General features: G+C 64.8%; 20 protein-coding genes. 15 read left to right on the top strand and 5 right to left on the bottom strand.

The window, feature by feature from the left end; translation table 11 throughout:
• The first annotated feature begins 8 nt into the window (after positions 1-8).
• The 5 genes from trmB (at position 9) to ACO07D_RS03720 (ending at position 4,099) form a co-directional block, all read left to right on the top strand.
• Positions 9-731: a tRNA (guanine(46)-N(7))-methyltransferase TrmB gene (trmB, locus tag ACO07D_RS03740; protein ID WP_421701613.1), complete on the top strand. Its 723-nt coding sequence runs from the start codon at positions 9-11 to the stop codon at positions 729-731.
• 185 nt (positions 732-916) lie between these two features.
• Positions 917-2,269: a 3-phosphoshikimate 1-carboxyvinyltransferase gene (gene aroA, locus ACO07D_RS03735; RefSeq protein WP_421701612.1), complete on the top strand. Its 1,353-nt coding sequence runs from the start codon at positions 917-919 to the stop codon at positions 2,267-2,269.
• Positions 2,266-2,772, top strand: a complete 507-nt coding sequence (locus ACO07D_RS03730) for a hypothetical protein (RefSeq protein ID WP_421701611.1) — start codon at positions 2,266-2,268, stop codon at positions 2,770-2,772. The genes aroA and ACO07D_RS03730 overlap by 4 nt, the downstream gene beginning before the upstream one ends.
• Positions 2,769-3,371, top strand: coding sequence for a (d)CMP kinase (cmk, locus tag ACO07D_RS03725; protein WP_421701610.1), 603 nt, complete (start codon positions 2,769-2,771; stop codon positions 3,369-3,371). Before ACO07D_RS03730 ends, cmk begins: the two co-directional genes overlap by 4 nt.
• Complete coding sequence (locus tag ACO07D_RS03720; protein ID WP_421701609.1) at positions 3,368-4,099, top strand: hypothetical protein; 732 nt, start codon at positions 3,368-3,370, stop codon at positions 4,097-4,099. Before cmk ends, ACO07D_RS03720 begins: the two co-directional genes overlap by 4 nt.
• Here ACO07D_RS03720 and ACO07D_RS03715 read toward each other — a convergent pair.
• Positions 4,096-4,767: a Crp/Fnr family transcriptional regulator gene (locus tag ACO07D_RS03715; protein WP_421701608.1), complete on the bottom strand. Its 672-nt coding sequence runs from the start codon at positions 4,765-4,767 to the stop codon at positions 4,096-4,098. The two genes, ACO07D_RS03720 and ACO07D_RS03715, sit on opposite strands and share 4 nt — an antisense overlap.
• A 292-nt stretch (positions 4,768-5,059) precedes the next feature.
• Here ACO07D_RS03715 and rpsA point away from each other — a divergent pair, with 292 nt between their 5' ends.
• From rpsA to ACO07D_RS03675, 8 genes are all read left to right on the top strand, one after another.
• Positions 5,060-6,739: a 30S ribosomal protein S1 gene (gene rpsA / locus ACO07D_RS03710; protein WP_421701607.1), complete on the top strand. Its 1,680-nt coding sequence runs from the start codon at positions 5,060-5,062 to the stop codon at positions 6,737-6,739.
• Between the two features lie 366 nt (positions 6,740-7,105).
• Entirely contained in the window at positions 7,106-7,390 is a 285-nt protein-coding gene (gene ihfB / locus ACO07D_RS03705; protein ID WP_421701606.1) for an integration host factor subunit beta, read from the top strand.
• A gap of 9 nt (positions 7,391-7,399) precedes the next feature.
• Positions 7,400-7,750 carry a LapA family protein gene (locus ACO07D_RS03700; protein ID WP_421701605.1) on the top strand — a complete coding sequence of 117 codons (351 nt, stop codon included), beginning with the start codon at positions 7,400-7,402 and terminating at the stop codon, positions 7,748-7,750.
• A 9-nt stretch (positions 7,751-7,759) separates the two neighbouring features.
• Positions 7,760-8,407 carry a phosphoribosylanthranilate isomerase gene (locus ACO07D_RS03695; RefSeq protein WP_421701604.1) on the top strand — a complete coding sequence of 216 codons (648 nt, stop codon included), beginning with the start codon at positions 7,760-7,762 and terminating at the stop codon, positions 8,405-8,407.
• Complete coding sequence (locus ACO07D_RS03690; RefSeq protein WP_421701603.1) at positions 8,404-9,405, top strand: hypothetical protein; 1,002 nt, start codon at positions 8,404-8,406, stop codon at positions 9,403-9,405. Before ACO07D_RS03695 ends, ACO07D_RS03690 begins: the two co-directional genes overlap by 4 nt.
• 40 nt (positions 9,406-9,445) lie before the next feature.
• Positions 9,446-9,787 carry a hypothetical protein gene (locus ACO07D_RS03685; protein WP_421701602.1) on the top strand — a complete coding sequence of 114 codons (342 nt, stop codon included), beginning with the start codon at positions 9,446-9,448 and terminating at the stop codon, positions 9,785-9,787.
• 54 nt (positions 9,788-9,841) lie between these two features.
• A complete protein-coding gene (gene trpB, locus ACO07D_RS03680) occupies positions 9,842-11,074 on the top strand; it encodes a tryptophan synthase subunit beta (protein WP_421701601.1) in 1,233 nt (410 codons plus the stop codon).
• 53 nt (positions 11,075-11,127) lie between these two features.
• Entirely contained in the window at positions 11,128-12,318 is a 1,191-nt protein-coding gene (locus ACO07D_RS03675; protein ID WP_421701600.1) for an MFS transporter, read from the top strand.
• On the opposite strand, the gene ACO07D_RS03670 is transcribed toward ACO07D_RS03675, so the two are convergent.
• Positions 12,315-13,511 carry a lytic murein transglycosylase gene (locus tag ACO07D_RS03670; protein ID WP_421701599.1) on the bottom strand — a complete coding sequence of 399 codons (1,197 nt, stop codon included), beginning with the start codon at positions 13,509-13,511 and terminating at the stop codon, positions 12,315-12,317. The two genes, ACO07D_RS03675 and ACO07D_RS03670, sit on opposite strands and share 4 nt — an antisense overlap.
• 474 nt (positions 13,512-13,985) lie before the next feature.
• Here ACO07D_RS03670 and ACO07D_RS03665 point away from each other — a divergent pair, with 474 nt between their 5' ends.
• Positions 13,986-14,213, top strand: a complete 228-nt coding sequence (locus ACO07D_RS03665) for a hypothetical protein (RefSeq protein ID WP_421701598.1) — start codon at positions 13,986-13,988, stop codon at positions 14,211-14,213.
• 101 nt (positions 14,214-14,314) lie between these two features.
• Here the strand turns inward: ACO07D_RS03665 and ACO07D_RS03660 are convergent, their stop codons facing one another.
• The 3 genes from ACO07D_RS03660 to ACO07D_RS03650 form a co-directional block, all read right to left on the bottom strand.
• The gene (locus ACO07D_RS03660) at positions 14,315-15,244 is read right to left on the bottom strand and encodes a sterol desaturase family protein (protein ID WP_421701597.1); all 930 of its coding nucleotides are present in this window, start codon (positions 15,242-15,244) and stop codon (positions 14,315-14,317) included.
• Positions 15,241-15,633 carry a hypothetical protein gene (locus ACO07D_RS03655; RefSeq protein WP_421701596.1) on the bottom strand — a complete coding sequence of 131 codons (393 nt, stop codon included), beginning with the start codon at positions 15,631-15,633 and terminating at the stop codon, positions 15,241-15,243. Before ACO07D_RS03655 ends, ACO07D_RS03660 begins: the two co-directional genes overlap by 4 nt.
• Positions 15,634-16,315: 682 nt before the next feature.
• Positions 16,316-16,885, bottom strand: a complete 570-nt coding sequence (locus tag ACO07D_RS03650; protein WP_421701595.1) for a TlpA disulfide reductase family protein — start codon at positions 16,883-16,885, stop codon at positions 16,316-16,318.
• A gap of 20 nt (positions 16,886-16,905) precedes the next feature.
• Here ACO07D_RS03650 and argH point away from each other — a divergent pair, with 20 nt between their 5' ends.
• Positions 16,906-18,303, top strand: a complete 1,398-nt coding sequence (gene argH / locus ACO07D_RS03645) for an argininosuccinate lyase (protein ID WP_421701594.1) — start codon at positions 16,906-16,908, stop codon at positions 18,301-18,303.
• Positions 18,304-18,311: the final 8 nt, after the last annotated feature.

The following is an 18,311-nucleotide window of genomic DNA, read 5'->3' as shown; positions in this document are numbered from 1 at the left end:
GCCCTGCCATGACTGACGAACGCCCGAAAAACCATCCCTCCGGCGCGCCCTGGCGCAATTTCTATGGTCGCTTCAAGGCCAAGGGGCTGCGTGACAGCCAGCAGGCCTATCTGGACGAGGACCTGGCGGCGCTGTCGCCCGGCGCGGTGGGCTGGGAGGAAAACCCCGACCGCATCCCGATCGACCTGCCCGGTCTGTTCGGCGACAAGCCGGTGTGGCTGGAGGTCGGCTTTGGCGGCGGCGAGCACATGGTGCACCAGGCCGCCCAGAACCGGGATGTCGGCATCATCGGCTGCGAGCCCTTCATCAACGGCGTCGCCATGCTCCTGGGCAAGCTGCGCAAGGCCGAGGTCGACAATGTGGCCGTGCACCCGGGCGATGCGCGCGACATGTTCGACGTGCTGCCGGATGAAAGCATCTCGAAAGCCTTCCTGCTCTACCCCGATCCCTGGCCCAAGAAGCGCCACCACCGCCGTCGCTTCGTCACGCCCGAACACCTGGAGCCGCTGCACCGCGTGCTGAAGCCGGGTGCCGAGTTCCGCGTCGCCACCGACATTCCCGACTATGTGCGCCAGACCTTGGAAGAGGTGCCCAGGGCCGGGTTCGAATGGCTGGCCGAGGGGCCGGAGGATTGGCGCAAGCCCTGGGGTGACTGGATCTCCACGCGTTATGAGCAGAAGGCGCTGCGCGAAGGGCGCACACCCCATTACCTCACCTTCCGTCGCATCTGAGAAAATTGGCGTCGCGGGGCTGGTTTGGCGTCCATGTGTGCGCAAAGCGTTTCGGGATCAACTCCGGCACGGAGGTGATGTCGAAGCGCACGCAACCTTGATAGGGTGGAAACGTTTCACGAAAACCAGCACTTTCGATTCATCGTGAAACGTTTTATCAGCCCTGTAACTACAGGAGGAACCCCATGTCCGGACACGGCCCCGCCATTCCCATGACCTCGCGCCCCTGCGGCCCCCTGAAGGGCGAGGCCCATGTGCCCGGCGACAAGTCGATCTCGCACCGCAGCCTGATCCTGGGCGCGCTGTCCGTCGGCGAAACCCGGATCGAAGGCCTGCTGGAAGGTGAAGACGTTCTGGCCACCGCCGAAGCGATGCGTGCTTTCGGTGCCGAGGTCGAGCATCTGGGCCCGGGCGAATGGCGCGTTAATGGCGTAGGCGTCGGCGGCTTTGCCGAGCCCGAGGACGTGATCGACTGCGGCAATGCGGGCACCGGCGTGCGCCTGATCATGGGGACCATGGCCACCACCGGCATTACCGCGACCTTTACCGGCGACGCCTCGCTACGCTCGCGCCCGATGGGCCGGGTGACCGATCCGATGGAACTCTTCGGCGCGCAATCCGTGGGCCGCGAGGGTGGCCGCCTGCCGATGACCGTGGTGGGCGCCGCCGACCCGGTGCCGGTGCGCTACGTGGTGCCGATGCCATCGGCGCAGGTGAAATCCGCCGTGCTGCTCGCCGGTCTGAACGCCCCCGGCCAGACCGTGGTGATCGAGAAGGAAGCGACCCGCGACCATACCGAACGCATGCTGGCGGGTTTCGGCGCCGAGATCACGGTCGAAGACACCGATGAGGGCCGCGTCATTACGCTGACCGGCCAGCCCGAGCTGAAACCGCAGGACATCGTCGTGCCGCGCGACCCGTCCTCCGCCGCCTTCCCGGTCTGCGCCGCGCTGATCGTGCCCGGCTCGGACGTGCTGGTGCCGAATATCGGCCTCAACCCGACCCGCGCGGGCCTGTTCGACACGCTGCGCGACATGGGCGCGGACCTGACCTATGAGAACATGCGCGAAGAGGGCGGCGAACCGGTCGCCGACCTGCGCGCGAAATACAGCCCGAACATGCAGGGCATCGAGGTGCCGCCGGAGCGTGCGGCCTCGATGATCGACGAATACCCGGTGCTGTCCGTGGTGGCGGCGAACGCCCAGGGCCAGACCGTCATGCGCGGCGTGAAGGAGCTGCGCGTCAAGGAAAGCGACCGGATCGAGGCGATGGCCTCCGGTCTGCGCGCCAACGGTGTCACCGTCGAGGATGGCGATGACTGGTGGATCGTCACCGGCCTGGGCGCGGGAAACGTGCCCGGCGGCGGCACGGCGGCCAGCCACCTGGACCACCGCATCGCGATGAGCTTCATGTGTCTGGGCATGGCGTCGCAGAAGCCGGTCAGCGTCGATGACGGCGGGCCGATCGCGACGTCCTTCCCGATCTTCGAGCCGCTGATGGCCGGGCTCGGCGCGCAGCTGGTGCGGTCCAACGCATGACCTTGCGCCGTGCCTTCTGGGTGGTCTTCGCCCTGATGGCGGCGACCTACCTTGCAATGGCTGTCGGGACTATTCCCAAGCTGATCGTCGATTGCACCCTTCCGTTCGACATCCGCTTCAAACCCTATGACGTGGTGGGGGCGGAGCCTTACCTGAAAGCGCTGGGGGCGGAGGGGCGCAGGTTCTACGCCGAAGTACAGCATGCGCTGGACCGGGTGTTCCTGGGGCTGTTGGCGGTGACACTCATCCTGGCCTATCACCTGCTGTTTCCGCGCGGATTGGCCTGGCTACTTACACCGCTTCCCCTGGTGACTGCGACATTCGATTGGCTTGAAAACGCAGCGGTTTCGGTGATGCTGCGGGGGGAGCCGCATCACGTCACCGAAGCCATGACGGCAGCGGCCTGGGGCTGGACCAGGTTAAAATTCGTCGCAATGGGGCTGACCTTGGCCATCCTGGCAGCCGGGCTGTGGCGCAGGCGATTGAAGCGGAGGGCAGCATGACATTCACAGTAGCCATCGACGGGCCGGCGGCGGCGGGCAAGGGTACGATCTCCAAGGCCGTGGCGGCGCATTTCGGCTTTGCCCATCTGGACACGGGGCTTCTGTATCGCGCGGTCGGGGCCAAGGTGCTGAGCGGGGCCGACCCGGTCGCGGCGGCGCGTGGTCTGACCCCCGCTGATCTGGGCGGCAAGCTGCGCACGCCCGAGGTCGCTCAGGCCGCCAGCCGCGTGGCCGTCATCCCCGACGTGCGCGCGGCCCTGGTGGAGTTTCAACGCAATTTCGCCGCCCGCGACGGCGGCGCGGTGCTGGACGGGCGCGACATTGGCACGGTGATCTGCCCGGATGCGCCGGTGAAACTCTTCGTCACCGCCTCGGCCGAGGTGCGCGCCGAACGGCGGTTCCTGGAGCTGACCGGCAAGGGCCACAACACCACGCTGGCCCAGGTGCTTCAAGACGTGGTCGCCCGCGACAAGCGCGACAGTGAACGCGAAGAGGCGCCGCTGAAACCTGCCGAGGATGCGGTGACGATCGACACTTCTGGTATGTCGATTGACGAGGCTGTCGCGGCGGCTGTGGCGGCCGTGGAGGCGCGACGGTGAACTTGTTGCGCAACATCCTTTGGGTGTTTGCGCTCTTTCTGCCGCAAGTTGCGACGGCGCACTCGCCCTATATTGACCAGCGATGGTCCTGCGGGTTGGACGGCGGGTTTCGCGTGACGTTTCTTTACGGAGACGGGATCATCGGCCCTGACCCACGCGCCTTGATCGTGCTCGATGCCCAGGGGCTTCTATGGGCCTATGAAAACGTCTCCTATCAAACGGTCCCGTTTGAGGCAGACGGTTGTTCGGTTCTGGACGTGGAGACGGGCGAGGTTGTCACCCCGCATCCGCCGTCATTTGCCAAGGGTGCGCGGATCGTTGGGGATGCTCCGGAGGTTCGCGAAGCGCGGTGGGCCTTTGAACCCCCATCGCACCACGCCTGGGGCATGATGCGCAGGGACGAAGGGCGAAGAAGTACTTTGTCGCTGATTTGGGTGCAGCTGCGCTACCAACCTGCCGTGGCTTTGATTCTTGCAGGCCTGGCTGCGTTTATCCTGTTTGTTGCAGGTTTCCTGAGCTTCGGTGTCGGCGCAACTTGGCCAGTTTGGATCCGCCTGTTGTTGGGTATTTGCGCGGTGGGTTCCGCAGGTGTGCTTTGCCTTTTTCTCTTTGCGATCCTTGCCTTTGCGGGGGCGCCTGTCGCGCTCACTCTCAGCAGCCTGGTGTTCGGTGGGGTGTTTGGGTTCGGAGCGGCAGGCGCACTTGGCCTTCGAAGACGGCGCGCTTAACCCGCCACTGCCCCCGCGTTCATCTCGCGCAGTTTGCGGCCCAGGTCGCGGCTCAGCGCCGCTTCGACGCTGGCCCAGATTTCGGGCTCGTCGCGTTTCAGGTCGCGCAGCTTGATGGCCGGGATCATCCAATACCGCGCGGGGGTGGTCAGGGTCACGGTGGCGCTGGCGGCGGTGCCTTCCAGCAGGGACATCTCGCCCACGAAGCTGCCCGCGTGCACGTGGCCCAGCTCCTGGGCGTCGCAGATCACGTCGGCTTCGCCCTCGGCCAGCCAGGTCAGGAACAGCACCGGTTTGCCCTGCTCGGTCAGTGCGGCGCCCGGTTTGCCGCTGGCCCAGATCCCCTCGGACAGCAGCCGCCGCGCATCCTGGGGTTTCAACCCGTGCAGGGCGGTGTCGAGCAGCGCCCGCTCCTCTTCGGTAAAGCCCACGTCCCGCCCGGCGCGCCAGCGCAGGGCGAGCATCACCAGCACGGTGATCAGCAGTACCCCCTGCCACAAAAGGTTCGCGGGATCGGCCAGCCAGAAGAAGTCATAGGTGATCGCCAGAATGGCCGAGGCGGCCACCATCACCCTGAGCTTCCACATCGAGCGCATGGTCATCGCCAGGACCAGCATCAGGAAGGACAGGTGCCCGACCAGGTCGGGGGCGGAGAACTGGTAGTCCATCGAACGCTCCGTGGTTGAACTGGGCTCACTATAGGCAGGCGGACGGGATTCGGGAAAGCGGTGCCTTGCCACCCTGTGCCCCACGACCCGAATCCCCTTGTCTTGTTGGGCAAAACCGTCTACACGCGCCCTGTCGACAAGGCGAAAACGCCGCGATACAGGGAAAATCGAGCAGGGTCGGGTTCACCGGCCCTCTTTGTTTTGCGTCTGGCTTGTCGGCCAAATGAAACCTGAAAGACCTGCGGAGACAACCGCATGGCCCGAATAGCGACTATGAAGGAAACTGAACTGTATGTGCGCTAAAGCAACCATGGAGGAATTCGAAGCCCTCCTTAACGAAAGCTTCGAAATGGACACCCCGACCGAAGGGTCGGTTGTCAAAGGCAAGATCATCGCCATCGAGGCCGGTCAAGCCATCATCGACGTCGGCTACAAGATGGAAGGCCGCGTGGATGTCAAGGAATTCGCAAATCCCGGTGAAGCGCCCGAGATCGCCGTTGGCGACGAGGTCGAAGTCTACCTGCGCGCCGCCGAGAACGCCCGTGGCGAAGCCGTCATCTCGCGTGAGATGGCCCGCCGCGAAGAAGCCTGGGACCGCCTGGAAAAAGCCTATGCCGACGAGCAGCGCGTCGAAGGCGCGATCTTCGGTCGCGTCAAGGGCGGCTTCACTGTCGACCTGGGCGGTGCCGTGGCCTTCCTGCCCGGCTCGCAGGTTGACGTGCGCCCCGTGCGTGACGCGGGCCCGCTGATGGGTCTGAAGCAGCCGTTCCAGATCCTGAAAATGGACCGTCGCCGTGGCAACATCGTTGTCTCGCGCCGCGCCATCCTGGAAGAAAGCCGCGCCGAACAGCGCGCCGAGGTCATCGGCAAGCTGGCCGAAGGCATGGCCGTGGACGGTGTCGTCAAGAACATCACCGAATATGGTGCCTTCGTGGACCTGGGCGGTGTCGACGGCCTGCTGCACGTCACCGACATGGCCTGGCGCCGTGTGAACCACCCGTCGGAAATCCTGTCGATCGGCGAGACCATCAAGGTTCAGGTCATCAAGATCAACAAGGAAACCCACCGCATCTCGCTGGGCATGAAGCAGCTGCAGGACGATCCGTGGGATCTGGTTGCCGCCAAGTACCCGCTGGAATCGGTGCACACCGGTCGCGTCACGAACATCACCGACTACGGTGCGTTCGTCGAGCTGGAAGCCGGCGTCGAAGGTCTGGTCCACGTGTCCGAAATGTCCTGGACCAAGAAGAACGTGCACCCCGGCAAGATCGTGTCGACCTCGCAGGAAGTCGAAGTCATGGTGCTGGAAATCGACAGCGCCAAGCGCCGCGTGTCGCTGGGTCTCAAGCAGACCATGCGCAACCCGTGGGAAGTCTTCGCCGAGACCCACCCGGAAGGCACCGAGGTCGAGGGCGAGGTCAAGAACATCACCGAATTCGGTCTGTTCATCGGCCTCGACGGCGAGATCGACGGCATGGTTCACCTGTCCGACATCTCCTGGGACCAGCGTGGCGAAGAAGCCATCCAGGAATACAAGAAGGGCGACGTGGTTCAGGCCGTGGTCTCCGAAGTGGACACCGACAAGGAGCGTATCTCGCTGTCGATCAAAGCCCTGGGCGGTGACAAGTTCGCCGAAGCCGTGGGCGGCGTGAAGCGTGGTTCGATCATCACCGTCGAAGTGACCGCGATCGAAGACGGTGGCGTTGAGGTGGAATACGAAGGCATGAAATCCTTCATCCGCCGTTCGGACCTGTCGCGCGACCGTGCCGAGCAGCGCCCGGAGCGCTTCGGCGTGGGCGACAAGGTCGACGTGCGCGTCACCAATGTCGACAACAAGACCCGTCGTCTGGGCCTGTCGATCAAGGCCCGCGAGATCGCCGAAGAGAAAGAGGCCGTTGAACAGTACGGTTCCTCGGACTCGGGCGCCTCGCTCGGCGATATCCTGGGCGCGGCTCTGAAGGGCGACAACTAAAACGGTTCGGGGAGCCTGCTTGCAGGTTTCCCGAAGCGCCACGACACGTGCTGACGGGCGTAGTGTTTTAAGTCTCCTTCACCGCTCAGGTGACAAGATCAACGGCCCCGTGCACTGCGCGCGGGGCCGTTTTTTTATGCCGAATCAAAGGCTGCGCCTAATCGGCGCGGCGCGGGCACGGGGACGGCATCACCGCCGTCTCCGGCGATAACTCGCCCATTTGCGCAGAAAAAACAGCATATTGGGCGCAAAAAATCCGAACTTTCCCATACGCCACAGTTTCACGGTGGAAAATATGTCCCTATAGTTGATGGGAACGGCGCACTGCCCAAAAGGCGCCGAAACAGGTCGAATGGGGGGAATGGGATGATCCGGTCGGAACTGATCCAGAAGATCGCGGACGAGAATCCGCATCTCTATCAGCGTGACGTCGAGCGCATCGTGAACACGATTTTCGAAGAAATCATCGAAGCGATGGCCCGCGGGGATCGGGTCGAGCTGCGCGGATTTGGCGCCTTTTCAGTCAAGAAGCGGGATGCTCGTATCGGGCGCAACCCGCGTACCGGCGAGTCGGTCCAGGTCGAGGAAAAGCACGTGCCTTTCTTCAAGACCGGCAAGCTTCTGCGGGATCGTCTGAACGGCAAGTCGTAAGAGGCTCTCATGCGTTACATTCGCTATGCGTTCCTGGCCGCCTTGGCGGTCTGTCTGGTCACGGTCGCCATGGCCAATCGCGGCGCGGTGACGCTGCACCTGCTGCCCGAGGGGCTGACCGGCTTCCTGGGTTTCTCATGGTCGGTGACGCTGCCGCTCTTCATCATCATTTTCGGTGCGATCATCTCGGGCGTGCTGATCGGTTTCGTCTGGGAGTGGCTGCGCGAACACAAGCACCGGGCCGAAGGGGCGCGGGCCAAGCGCTCGGTCGCCAAGCTGGAGCGTGAGGTCAAGACGATCAAGACGCCCGAAAGCAAGACCGGCGACGATGTTCTGGCCTTGCTTGAGGAAGCGCGGTAAACACCGCCCATGGCGGAGATTTCGGTCAAGATCTGCGGGCTCAAGCGGCCCGAGCAAGTGGCGGCGGCGGCCGAGGCTGGCGCGCGCTATATCGGCTTCAACTTCTTTCCGAAAAGCCCGCGTTACGTGACGCCCGCCGAGGCGGGCGCGCTGATGCTCGATGTACCCGTGGGCGTGGCCAAGGTCGCCCTGGTGGTGAACGCCCCGGATGATCAGATCGCACGCATTCTGGATGCCACCACCACCGACATGATCCAGCTGCATGGCGCCGAAAGCCCCGAACGGGTGGCCGAGGTCAAGGACCGCTTCGGCCTGCCCGTGATCAAGGCGATCGGCATTGCGGAAGCCGCAGACGTGGTGCAGATCGACCTCTACGCCCCGGTGGCCGATCAGCTCTTGATCGACGCCAAGGCGCCCAAGGGCGCCGTGCTGCCGGGTGGCAACGGCCTGGCCTTTGACTGGACGCTCGTGGCGCGCAAATACTGGCCCTGCCCATGGCTGCTGGCCGGAGGGCTCAATCCTGACAACGTGGCCGAGGCGATCAAACGCACCGGCGCGCGCCAGGTTGACGTGAGTTCCGGCGTGGAAAGCGCCCCGGGCGAAAAGGATGCGGGCCTGGTCGCACGGTTCGTGACGGCGGCCACGGGCGCAAAATGACGCGCACGCTCTTTCTGCACCTGGGCATGAACAAGACCGGGTCAACCACGATCCAGAACGGCCTGTCCGGCGTACAGAACGACCGCGTGCGCTATTTTTCGCTTGGCATGCCGAACCACACGCCTGCGATGATCCAGCTGTTCGGCGAGGAACAGCAGCGGGAAAACTACTTTGCCGGGGGAAAGCCCGTGCGCCCGCAAATCACGCGCAAGGACCTGGACCACGAACTTGGTCGCGACCGGCGCGATGTGGTGATCTCGGGCGAAGGGTTCCCGCAGATGCTGCCCCCTGAGAAAGTGACCGACCTGCTCTGCGCGATGTCGCCGCATTTCGACCAGGTCCAGGCGCTCGCCTATATCCGGCCTCCCCGCAGCTATATGCGGTCGCAGGCGCAGCAACGGGTCAAGGTCGGCTTCACGCAATTTTCGGGCGCCGCCCTTTGGCCCGGCTACGGCAAGCGGTTTGAAAAATGGGAAAAGGCCCTCGGGGCAGACCATATGACCCTGATTCCCTTCGAACGGGACAGGTTGGAGGGGCAGGACGTGTTGACGGATTTCGCGCGTCGCGTCGGCTTCGACCCTGCCGACCTGCCCGCGGGAAAGGAGCTGAACCCCTCCATTTCTGCGGAAGCCTTCGCAACGCTCTTTGAATGGCGGTGTCGCCAGGAAGAACGCGGCGAACCGCGCGAGCATGGCCGAAGGCGCGCCTTTCCGCATGCGATTGCGAAGTTCGGGTCGACACGGTTTGATCTGGGCGAGGAGGTCGTCAGCCCGGCGCTCGTCGAGAATGCCTCCGACATTGCCTGGGTCGAAGCGCGCATGGGGCGGAAGTTCGCGCCGGAAATCCCGCCGCAAGGGGCCGTGGTCTTTGAAACCGTTCAGGACATCCTGGACTTCTCCACGAGCGTCCGGGCGGATTTCACGAACTGGGCCAGGCGGTTGCCCCGGTTTTCGCATGGCCGCAAGCAGATGAAGCGCCTTCTCGAAGGGCTTGCATGACTGCACCTATACTCATTCCTAACGTTGGAGCCGGAACATCATGCTGAGACTTGCTCTCATCTGCCTGGTTGCTCTTCTTGTCGCAGCCTTTGTCACCAAGCCTTCCGACGCAGATGTGGACCGGCTGCTGCGCGAGCGTCTTGCGGCCCAGATCGAGGACGGCGCCGGGATTGATCCGACAAACAGCGGCGGGCAGCTCCTTCTGGGCCTGTGCAAGTCGAACCGCGCGGCCTGCGTGGACCTGTTGCGCCAGTTCGTCAGCCTCGATGTCGAGGATGAGCTCTTCTACACCCGCATCGAAGCCCGGTGGCCCGGCCGCGACACCGTCACCTGCATCGGCGCCCTGACCCGCGTGGCCTGTCCCGCTTTTCTGCAAGACTGACTTGCCCCCCGGCCCCCGGCCCATTATCCCCGTTCTGACCAGCAGGAGGCCCCAATGGCGAACGATCTTTTCAATTCCTTCATGAACGGCCCGGATGAGAAAGGCCGTTTCGGCGATTTCGGTGGTCGGTTCGTGTCCGAAACCCTGATGCCGCTGATCCTGGATCTCGAGGCGGAATACGAGAAGGCCAAGACCGACGACACGTTCTGGGCCGAGATGGATGACCTCTGGACCCATTACGTGGGCCGCCCCTCGCCGCTTTATTATGCCGAGGGGCTGACCAAGCACCTGGGCGGGGCCAAGATCTACCTGAAACGCGACGAGCTGAACCACACCGGCGCGCACAAGATCAACAATGTGCTGGGGCAGATCCTTCTGGCCCGCCGCATGGGCAAGACCCGCATCATTGCCGAGACCGGCGCGGGTCAGCACGGTGTGGCCACCGCCACGGTCTGCGCCAAGTTCGGTCTGAAATGCATCGTCTACATGGGCGCCCATGATGTCGAGCGTCAGGCGCCCAACGTGTTCCGCATGAAGCTGCTGGGCGCCGAGGTCATTCCGGTGACCTCCGGGCGCGGCACGCTGAAGGACGCGATGAACGACGCGTTGCGCGACTGGGTGACGAACGTGCGCGACACGTTCTACTGCATCGGCACGGTGGCGGGGCCGCACCCGTACCCGGCCATGGTGCGCGATTTTCAGGCGATCATCGGCAAGGAAGCCAAGGCGCAGATGCTGGCGGCCGAGGATCGGCTGCCCGACACGGTGATCGCCGCGATCGGCGGCGGCTCCAACGCCATGGGCCTGTTCTTCCCGTTCCTCGACGACGAAAGCGTGCGCATCATCGGTGTCGAAGCGGGCGGCAAGGGCGTCGACATGAAGATGGAACACTGCGCCTCGCTCACCGGTGGCCGTCCCGGCGTGCTGCATGGCAACCGCACTTACCTGTTGCAGGACGAGGACGGGCAGATCCTGGAGGGCCACTCGATCTCGGCCGGTCTGGACTACCCGGGCATCGGGCCGGAACATTCCTGGCTGCACGAGATCGGCCGCGCCGAATATGTCGCCATCACCGACACCGAGGCGCTGGAGGCGTTCCAGCTTTGCTGCACGACCGAAGGGATTATCCCGGCGCTGGAGCCCTCCCACGCGCTGGCCCATGTGATGAAGATCGCACCAGAGCTGCCCGCCGATCACATCATCTGCATGAACATGTGTGGACGCGGCGACAAGGACATCTTTACCGTCGCCAAACACCTGGGCGTCGACATGGTGCGCGGCGACTAAGCGCAGACACGGACAGGGCCGGGCGACCGGCCCTTTTCTTTTCAGGTGGACCCATGAACATTACCGCGCTCAAGCACCGCGACTTCCGGCTCTATTTCCTGGGCAATGCCTTTGCCCTGAACGGGCTGTGGATGCAGCGCCTGACGGTAGGGTGGCTGGCCTGGGAAATGACCGGCGCGCCCAGTTTCGTGGGGCTGGTTGCCTTCCTCAGCTTTGCGCCCTCGATGATTACCGGGCCGTTCTTTGGCGTGTTGGTGGATCGGGTGCGGGTCAAGCTGGCGGCCATGGCGACACAGGGATCGATGCTGGTGCTGGCCAGCCTGCTGCTGCTGTACTGGGTCACCGGGGTGATCTCTCCGCTGATCCTGGCACTGATCTCCTTTGCCCATGGCATCGTGGCCTCGGCCCACAATCCGGTGCGCATGTCGCTGGCGCCGCGCCTGGTGCCGCCGCCCGCGGTGCCCTCGGTGGTGGCGCTGGTGGCGATCAACTTCAACATGGCGCGGCTGATCGGCCCGGCGCTGGCGGGCTGGATCATCGCCGGTTGGGGCATCGGTGCGGTGATGGTGTTGCAGGTGATCTGCTATCTGCCGTTCCTTCTGGCCTTGAGCGCGCTCAAGCCCCGCGAAAAGACCCGGCGCGGGGCGAAGCCACCGTTCCTTGAGGCGTTGGGGGATGGCATCCGTCACGCAGCCCGTGTGCCGCATATCCGCCACGCGATCCTCGCCACCGGCATCTTCGCCTTTGTCATTCGCGGCGCGCTCGAAATCCTGCCGGTCGTCGCCGACGGTATCTTTTCGAAAGGCCCCGCCGGTCTGGGTGTGCTGACCGCCTGCGCCGGTGCCGGTGCGCTGGTGGCCGGGTTCATCAAGGCGCTGACGCCTGCGCAGGCTGAAGGAAAACTGCCACGCTGGGCCCTGGCCCTGACGCTGATCGGCATGGGCGCGGTCATGGTGATGGGCCAGTCCGGCAGCTGGGCGCTGACGCTGGCCATTGTCACCGGGCTGGGCTTTGCCAGCTCTGTCTCCGGGATTTCCATGCAGACCACGGTGCAGATGGGGCTGGATGACGACCTGCGTGGCCGGGTGATGAGCCTCTGGGCCATGGTCGGCATCGGTGCCGCGGCGGCCGGGGCAGGGGCCCTGGGCGTGATGGTCGAGCTGATCGGCTTTCCCGCCACGCTTGGTCTGGCGGGTGGGGCCGGGGTTCTGGCGCTGGGCAGCCTGATGCTGCGCCTGCGTTAGTTCAGCGCCTCTAGCAGCGCCACAGACGGCACCCCGGTTTCGCGCAGCCCCCGGCTCGCCTCATAGGCCCGGATCGCCGCGCGGCCTTTCTCGCCAATCACCCCGTCCGGATTGCCCGCATTGAACCCCGCCGCGTTCAGCCGCCGTTGCAGCGCCATGCGCTGGTCCGTGGTCATGCCCCAGGGCCGGTCGGGAAAGCCCGACCGGATCGGCCCGCCGCCCGCAATGCGATCCGACAGGTGGCCGACCCCGATCACATAGCTGTCGGCATAATTGTAGCCCTTCAGCACCTGGAAGTTCTCCCAGATCATGAAGGCAGGACCACGCGGGCCCGCGGGCAGGATGATCCCGCCCTTGCCATGATCCGGCAACGTCCCGCCATCCGCCAGGCGCACGCCCAACCCGGTCCAGTCCTTGCGGCTGCGTTTCAGAACCCGCCCGGTCAGCCCCGGATCGAACCCAGCAGGCAGGGCGACCTCAACACCCCAGGGCTGGCCCTTGCGCCATCCCAAAGCCTTCAGATAGGCCGCCGTCGAGGCCAGCGCATCGCGCGGATCATTCCCCCAGATGTCGCGCGTTCCATCGCCCGTGCCATCCACCGCATGGGCCAGGTAGGTCGAGGGCATGAACTGCGTATGCCCCATCGCGCCTGCGTGGCTGCCGACCATCTGGCCGGGGCTCGCGTGGCCCTTCTGCAGGATCTTCAGCGCGGCAATCAGCTCGTCTTCGAACCGCCCGGCCCGGCGCCCCTCGAAGGCCAGCGTGGCGAGCACCGAGATCACCGGCTGCGATCCGCGAAACCCACCGAAACTGCTTTCCATGCCCCAGATCGCCACCACGACCTCGGCAGGCACGCCGGTACGTTTCTCGATCCGGCCGAGCGTGTCGCCCCATTTGTGCAACGCCCGCTGCCCGCCGGTGATCCGCGCCGACGAGGCCGCCGAGGCCAGGTAGTCCTGCATCGGCTTCGCCACCTCCGCCTGGCGCTGGTCCAGCTCGATTACCTTGGGCAGGTAACGTGCACCGGCCAGCCCCTTGTCCAGGGTCGCCCTCCGGATGCCCGCCGCCCGGGCGCGGGCACGAAACCCGCCCAGCCAGGCGTCGAACCCCGCCTGCGCCCAAAGGGGCGAGGCAACGCCGAAACCGGCGCCCGCCAAAGCCCCCAAAACGACCTGTCGCCTGTCAACTCGCATGCTGCACCCTCGTCACTGAACCATGGATTTGAGGCCAGCATAGGCGCGATGGGTCGACGGGAACAGGGGCCTGCCATGGTTTGAGCAAGCTTCTGCAGGCCGGTCCCCCCCCGTTGCGGTCACGCCCGCTCACGCAAGGCGGAGGGCGTCGCAACATTTCGTTTTTCTGCCGCCAAAAACTTTTTGTGATCGATTTTTTTGCACCTGATTTCCGCTCCTGCGTGTGAGCTTTCCTACACCCCGCAAAACCCCATGTTTTCAGCCCTGCTTGAGCCGCACATAGCCTGTGCAGAAAGGCACAATGCCCTGTCTGACAGGCCTTGTTTTCAAGGGCACAACCGCGTGAGCAATTGCGAGCGCTCCGTGAGTTTGAAACCGGATTTTCCAACCCCAGTTTGTCTGGTGTCGGGCAGACAGCCCAGCAAGAAACACACTCCCACGGGCCCTGTGCCCCCACTCGAAAGGAACACTGAAATGAAACGCATCATCGCCACCTCCGCCCTTGCCCTGGTTACTCTGGCTGGCGCCGCCCAGGCCGCTTCGGTCACCTCCGCCGACCTGCACGCGATCAGCAACTACGTGCCGAACAGCGTTGCCGTCGAGAGCCTCTCGGACACCCAGGTGCGCAAGGTTCTGAACGCCATCCACTCGGGCGACAGCGAAGGTGAGAAACGCCAGATCGTGCGCGCTCTGCTGAAGTGATCGCCGATCAGACCCCACCACGCGCCTCCCTCCCAGGCGCGTGGTGAAATCAAAGGGCCGCTCCGTCACCGGGGCGGCCTTTCGCATTGCGGGAGGTGTGCCTACATCCGTTCAGGCTCGAACCCCGGCGTGCCCGCCTTCTCCGGGTTCCGCTTCACATCCAGTCGTTTCAGCATTTCGGTCGAGCCGCCCCGCCCGTCATGGCGCCACCCCGGCGGGCGCACGGCGTAATTCCAGCGATCCTTCCAGGTGACCCCGGGCTGCCTCCAATCGCGCGCGATCGCGACCCACTCGTGAAAAGCCACGCGGATCGGGTTAAACGTGCCGATATTGTGCACCAGACCATAGTCCACCGGCTCGCTCTCCTGTTCGGGCACGAAAGTGCCGAACATCCTGTCCCAGATGATGAAGACGCCCGCGTAATTGGCGTCCAGGTAGCGTGCATTGCGCCCGTGGTGCACCCGGTGGTGGCTCGGCGTGTTCATCACGGCCTCGAACCAGCGCGGGCATTTGTCGATGGCTTCGGTGTGGATCCAGAACTGATAGATCAGGTTCAGCCCGCCGACAAAGAAGATCATCGCCGGGTGGAACCCCATCAGCACCAGCGGCGCGCGCACCACCATCATCAGGGTAAAGGTGCCGGTCCAGGTCTGCCTGAGCGCCGTGGTCAGGTTGTAATGCTGGCTTGAATGGTGGTTCACATGGCTGGCCCAGACCCAGCGGATACGGTGGCCGAAACGATGCACCCAGTAATAGCGCAGGTCGTCCAGCACGAAACAGAGCGCAATGACCCACCAGGCATGGCCCAGGTCCAGCGGCGTGAGGCGCCAAAGGAACATGAAGAACCCGTAGGTGATGAAGCCCAGGATGATCCCGGCCACCACATTGCCGACGCCCATTGCCAGCGAGGTCATCGCGTCCTTCGACTCGTACCGCCCGCCGCGTTTCTTGACGAAGATCCAGACCATCTCGATCACGATCAGCGCCACAAAACCGGGCACTGCGTAGTTCACCACGTCAGGGTAGCTCATGCGGCCTCCTCGATCATTTGATGCCAGGTCGGGATCTCGTCGGGGGTCAGTTCGACCAGGACCGAGGGCGCGGCGAAATCGTGTAGAACCACGCGCAGCCCCTTGGGATGCGGGCGCGGGACGGCGCCAGCCAGGTCATGGCTCGCGGTGTCCAGCCCCATGGTCCAGATCAGACCCAAGCCGCGCTTGTTGCGCACCAGCGCGGCCTTGCCGCTCTCGGCCACGATGATGTCCAGCGGCGGCGCGGTCGGGTTGTCAGCTGCCCATTCCGCGCGCGCCACGGCCTCGTCCGCAAAGCGCAGCTCCCGGTCGAACCCCATGAAACGCATCATGATCCAGATCGCGGCCAGACCGACCACGACAATGGATGCCAGAACCTCCAACGGCATCGCTCTCCTCCCCTTTGAGGGGAGATATGAGCGGCTTGGCGGCCGCCTCGTCAACGGTGCCGTGAGGTCAGGTGCCCCCGCCGCCCCCGCCGCGGCTCCCACCCTTTGCGCCGTCACGAAGGACGCGGCCGGGTGCCACCCCGCCCCGCCGCGCCGGGGGCGGGGCGCCACATAAATAGTGTGTCTCGCTCTTCATCTTTCCGAAAAAACTCGGGGGAGCCGAAGGCGGGGGCAGAGCCCCCCACGCTTTTCGCCCCGGTGAAAAGCGCTACGCCTTCTCGCGATGGTCAGCACCGCTATTAGGGGCCGCCAGTTTCGCAAAGCGAAACTGGTTACGCAGCTCTCGCGGTGCAAGCACCGCTGCCGCCCTCCGCAAGCTACGCGGCTATCGCGGGCAGAGCCCACTGTCGCCCTCCGCAAGCTACGCGGCTCTCGCGGGCAGAGCCCACTGTCGCCCTCCGCAAGCTACGCGGCTCTCGCGGGCAGAGCCCGCTGTCGCCCTCCGCAAGCTACGCGGCTCTCGCGGGCAGAGCCCGCTGTCGCCCTCCGCAAGCTACGCGGCTCTCGCGGGCAGAGCCCGCTGTCGCCCTCCGCGCGTTTTGCAATGCAAAACGCGCTACGCCCAACGCCTGACAAGCCGCAGGCGCTGGCAGGGGGCGGGAGCACCCCGCTTTCCGGTAGGTTAGCTTTCGGCGGGCGCCACTGCGATCAGTGCGCGCAGGATCGCCTTGGCGCTGTCCGAATCCCATTCGGCGTCGCCGATCATCCGAGCGATCTCTTGCCCGTCGCGATCCAGAACGACGGTGGCGGGCAGGCCGAGCACGCGCATCTCGCGCGCCAACGCCTGGCGTGGATCCAGAAGGATCGGCAGGGCGGTGACCCCGGCCTCGTCAAAGAAGTTTCGGATCGCCGGCAGCTTGTTGCGCCCGGTGGCGATGGTGACGACCTGGAAATCCTCTCCGCCAAGCTCCTGCTGCAACGCGTCCAGCGCGGGCATTTCCTTGCGGCAGGGCGCACACCAAGTCGCCCAGAAGTTCAGCACCACCACCTGGCCCTGGTATTCGGCCAGCGTATGCTCCCCCCCGTCCGCGTCCGTGAACACCACGTCGCTGGCCGGTTTCGGCTCCGACAGAAAGATCAGCTTCTTCATCGACCCTTCGCGCAGGGCTTCGATACTGGCCATATCCGCCATCGCAACATTTGCACCCAGCACCAGCGCCGTATAAAGCAGGGCAGACCGAATGATAGACATGAGACCTCCGAGACCTCGCCATGAATGACACCAAGCAAGCCGCAAACGCCATGTGGGGCGGCCGTTTCGCCGCCGGACCCGACGCGATCATGGAGGCGATCAACGCCTCGATCGGGTTCGACAAGCGCATGGCCAAACAGGACATCGAAGGCTCGCGCGCCCATGCGGCCATGTTGGCCGCCCAGGGCATCATCACTGATAGCGACGCCAAGGCGATCCGGGAAGGGCTGCTCACGGTCTTGTCAGAGATCGAAAGCGGCAATTTCGCCTTCTCCACCGCGCTGGAAGACATCCACATGAATGTCGAGGCGCGGCTGAAAGAGGTGATCGGAGAGCCCGCAGGCCGTTTGCACACAGGGCGTTCGCGCAATGACCAGGTGGCGACGGATTTCAAATTGTGGGTCCGTGACCAGCTCGATGCGGCCATTTCCGGGCTCAACGCGCTGATCCGCGCCCTGTTGTCGCAGGCCGAAGCCGGGGCCGATTGGGTCATGCCCGGCTTTACCCACCTGCAGACCGCCCAGCCCGTCACCTGGGGCCACCACATGATGGCCTATGTCGAAATGTTCGGCCGTGACATGTCGCGGTTCCAGGACGCCCGCAAGCGCATGAATGAATCGCCCCTGGGCGCCGCCGCGCTGGCGGGCACCGGATTCCCGATCGACCGTCACATGACGGCCCAGGCGCTGGGCTTCGACCGCCCCGCCGCCAACAGCCTCGACGCCGTGTCCGACCGCGACTTCGCGCTGGAGTTTCTGGGCGCCGCTTCGATCTGCGCCATGCACCTGTCGCGGTTTGCCGAGGAACTGGTGATCTGGTCCTCGGCCCAGTTCCGCTTCGTCGCCCTGTCGGATCGTTTCTCGACCGGTAGCTCGATCATGCCGCAGAAGAAGAACCCGGACGCCGCCGAGCTGATCCGCGCCAAGGTCGGCCGGATCATGGGCGCCAATGTCGGCCTGATGACCGTGATGAAGGGACTTCCCTTGGCCTATTCCAAGGACATGCAGGAGGACAAGGAACAGGTCTTCGACGCCGCCGATTCGCTGATGCTGGCGCTGGCGGCGATGACTGGCATGGTGTCGGACATGCAGGCCAACACCGAAAGCCTTGAGGCTGCGGCCTCCTCCGGTTTCTCCACCGCCACGGACCTGGCCGACTGGCTGGTGCGCGCGCTGAACATGCCGTTCCGCGACGCCCATCACGTGACCGGATCGCTGGTCGCCATGGCGGAAGGAAAGGGCTGCGACCTGCCCGACCTGAGCCTCGCCGAGATGCAATCGGTACACGGTGCCATCAACGACGAGGTCTTCGGCGTTCTGGGCGTGCACAACTCGGTCGCCTCGCGCACCAGCTACGGCGGCACCGCGCCGTCCGAAGTGCGCAAACAGGTGGCCCGCTGGCAGGAGGCGCTGAAATGATCCGAGCC

The organism is Aliiroseovarius sp., assembly GCF_965228805.1.
Classification (GTDB): domain Bacteria; phylum Pseudomonadota; class Alphaproteobacteria; order Rhodobacterales; family Rhodobacteraceae; genus JASBTN01.
This window is presented reverse-complemented; position numbering and strand designations above follow the sequence as displayed.

What these genes read in the sequence shown, in the direction of transcription:
- trmB (WP_421701613.1), top strand. Translation starts at nt 9, where the DNA reads ATGACTGACGAACGCCCGAAAAACCATCCCTCCGGCGCGCCCTGGCGC.
- aroA (WP_421701612.1), top strand. Translation starts at nt 917, where the DNA reads ATGTCCGGACACGGCCCCGCCATTCCCATGACCTCGCGCCCCTGCGGC.
- ACO07D_RS03730 (WP_421701611.1), top strand. Translation starts at nt 2,266, where the DNA reads ATGACCTTGCGCCGTGCCTTCTGGGTGGTCTTCGCCCTGATGGCGGCG.
- cmk (WP_421701610.1), top strand. Translation starts at nt 2,769, where the DNA reads ATGACATTCACAGTAGCCATCGACGGGCCGGCGGCGGCGGGCAAGGGT.
- ACO07D_RS03715 (WP_421701608.1), bottom strand. Translation starts at nt 4,767, where the DNA reads ATGGACTACCAGTTCTCCGCCCCCGACCTGGTCGGGCACCTGTCCTTC.
- rpsA (WP_421701607.1), top strand. Translation starts at nt 5,060, where the DNA reads ATGTGCGCTAAAGCAACCATGGAGGAATTCGAAGCCCTCCTTAACGAA.
- ihfB (WP_421701606.1), top strand. Translation starts at nt 7,106, where the DNA reads ATGATCCGGTCGGAACTGATCCAGAAGATCGCGGACGAGAATCCGCAT.
- ACO07D_RS03700 (WP_421701605.1), top strand. Translation starts at nt 7,400, where the DNA reads ATGCGTTACATTCGCTATGCGTTCCTGGCCGCCTTGGCGGTCTGTCTG.
- ACO07D_RS03695 (WP_421701604.1), top strand. Translation starts at nt 7,760, where the DNA reads ATGGCGGAGATTTCGGTCAAGATCTGCGGGCTCAAGCGGCCCGAGCAA.
- ACO07D_RS03690 (WP_421701603.1), top strand. Translation starts at nt 8,404, where the DNA reads ATGACGCGCACGCTCTTTCTGCACCTGGGCATGAACAAGACCGGGTCA.
- ACO07D_RS03685 (WP_421701602.1), top strand. Translation starts at nt 9,446, where the DNA reads ATGCTGAGACTTGCTCTCATCTGCCTGGTTGCTCTTCTTGTCGCAGCC.
- trpB (WP_421701601.1), top strand. Translation starts at nt 9,842, where the DNA reads ATGGCGAACGATCTTTTCAATTCCTTCATGAACGGCCCGGATGAGAAA.
- ACO07D_RS03675 (WP_421701600.1), top strand. Translation starts at nt 11,128, where the DNA reads ATGAACATTACCGCGCTCAAGCACCGCGACTTCCGGCTCTATTTCCTG.
- ACO07D_RS03670 (WP_421701599.1), bottom strand. Translation starts at nt 13,511, where the DNA reads ATGCGAGTTGACAGGCGACAGGTCGTTTTGGGGGCTTTGGCGGGCGCC.
- ACO07D_RS03665 (WP_421701598.1), top strand. Translation starts at nt 13,986, where the DNA reads ATGAAACGCATCATCGCCACCTCCGCCCTTGCCCTGGTTACTCTGGCT.
- ACO07D_RS03660 (WP_421701597.1), bottom strand. Translation starts at nt 15,244, where the DNA reads ATGAGCTACCCTGACGTGGTGAACTACGCAGTGCCCGGTTTTGTGGCG.
- ACO07D_RS03655 (WP_421701596.1), bottom strand. Translation starts at nt 15,633, where the DNA reads ATGCCGTTGGAGGTTCTGGCATCCATTGTCGTGGTCGGTCTGGCCGCG.
- ACO07D_RS03650 (WP_421701595.1), bottom strand. Translation starts at nt 16,885, where the DNA reads ATGTCTATCATTCGGTCTGCCCTGCTTTATACGGCGCTGGTGCTGGGT.
- argH (WP_421701594.1), top strand. Translation starts at nt 16,906, where the DNA reads ATGAATGACACCAAGCAAGCCGCAAACGCCATGTGGGGCGGCCGTTTC.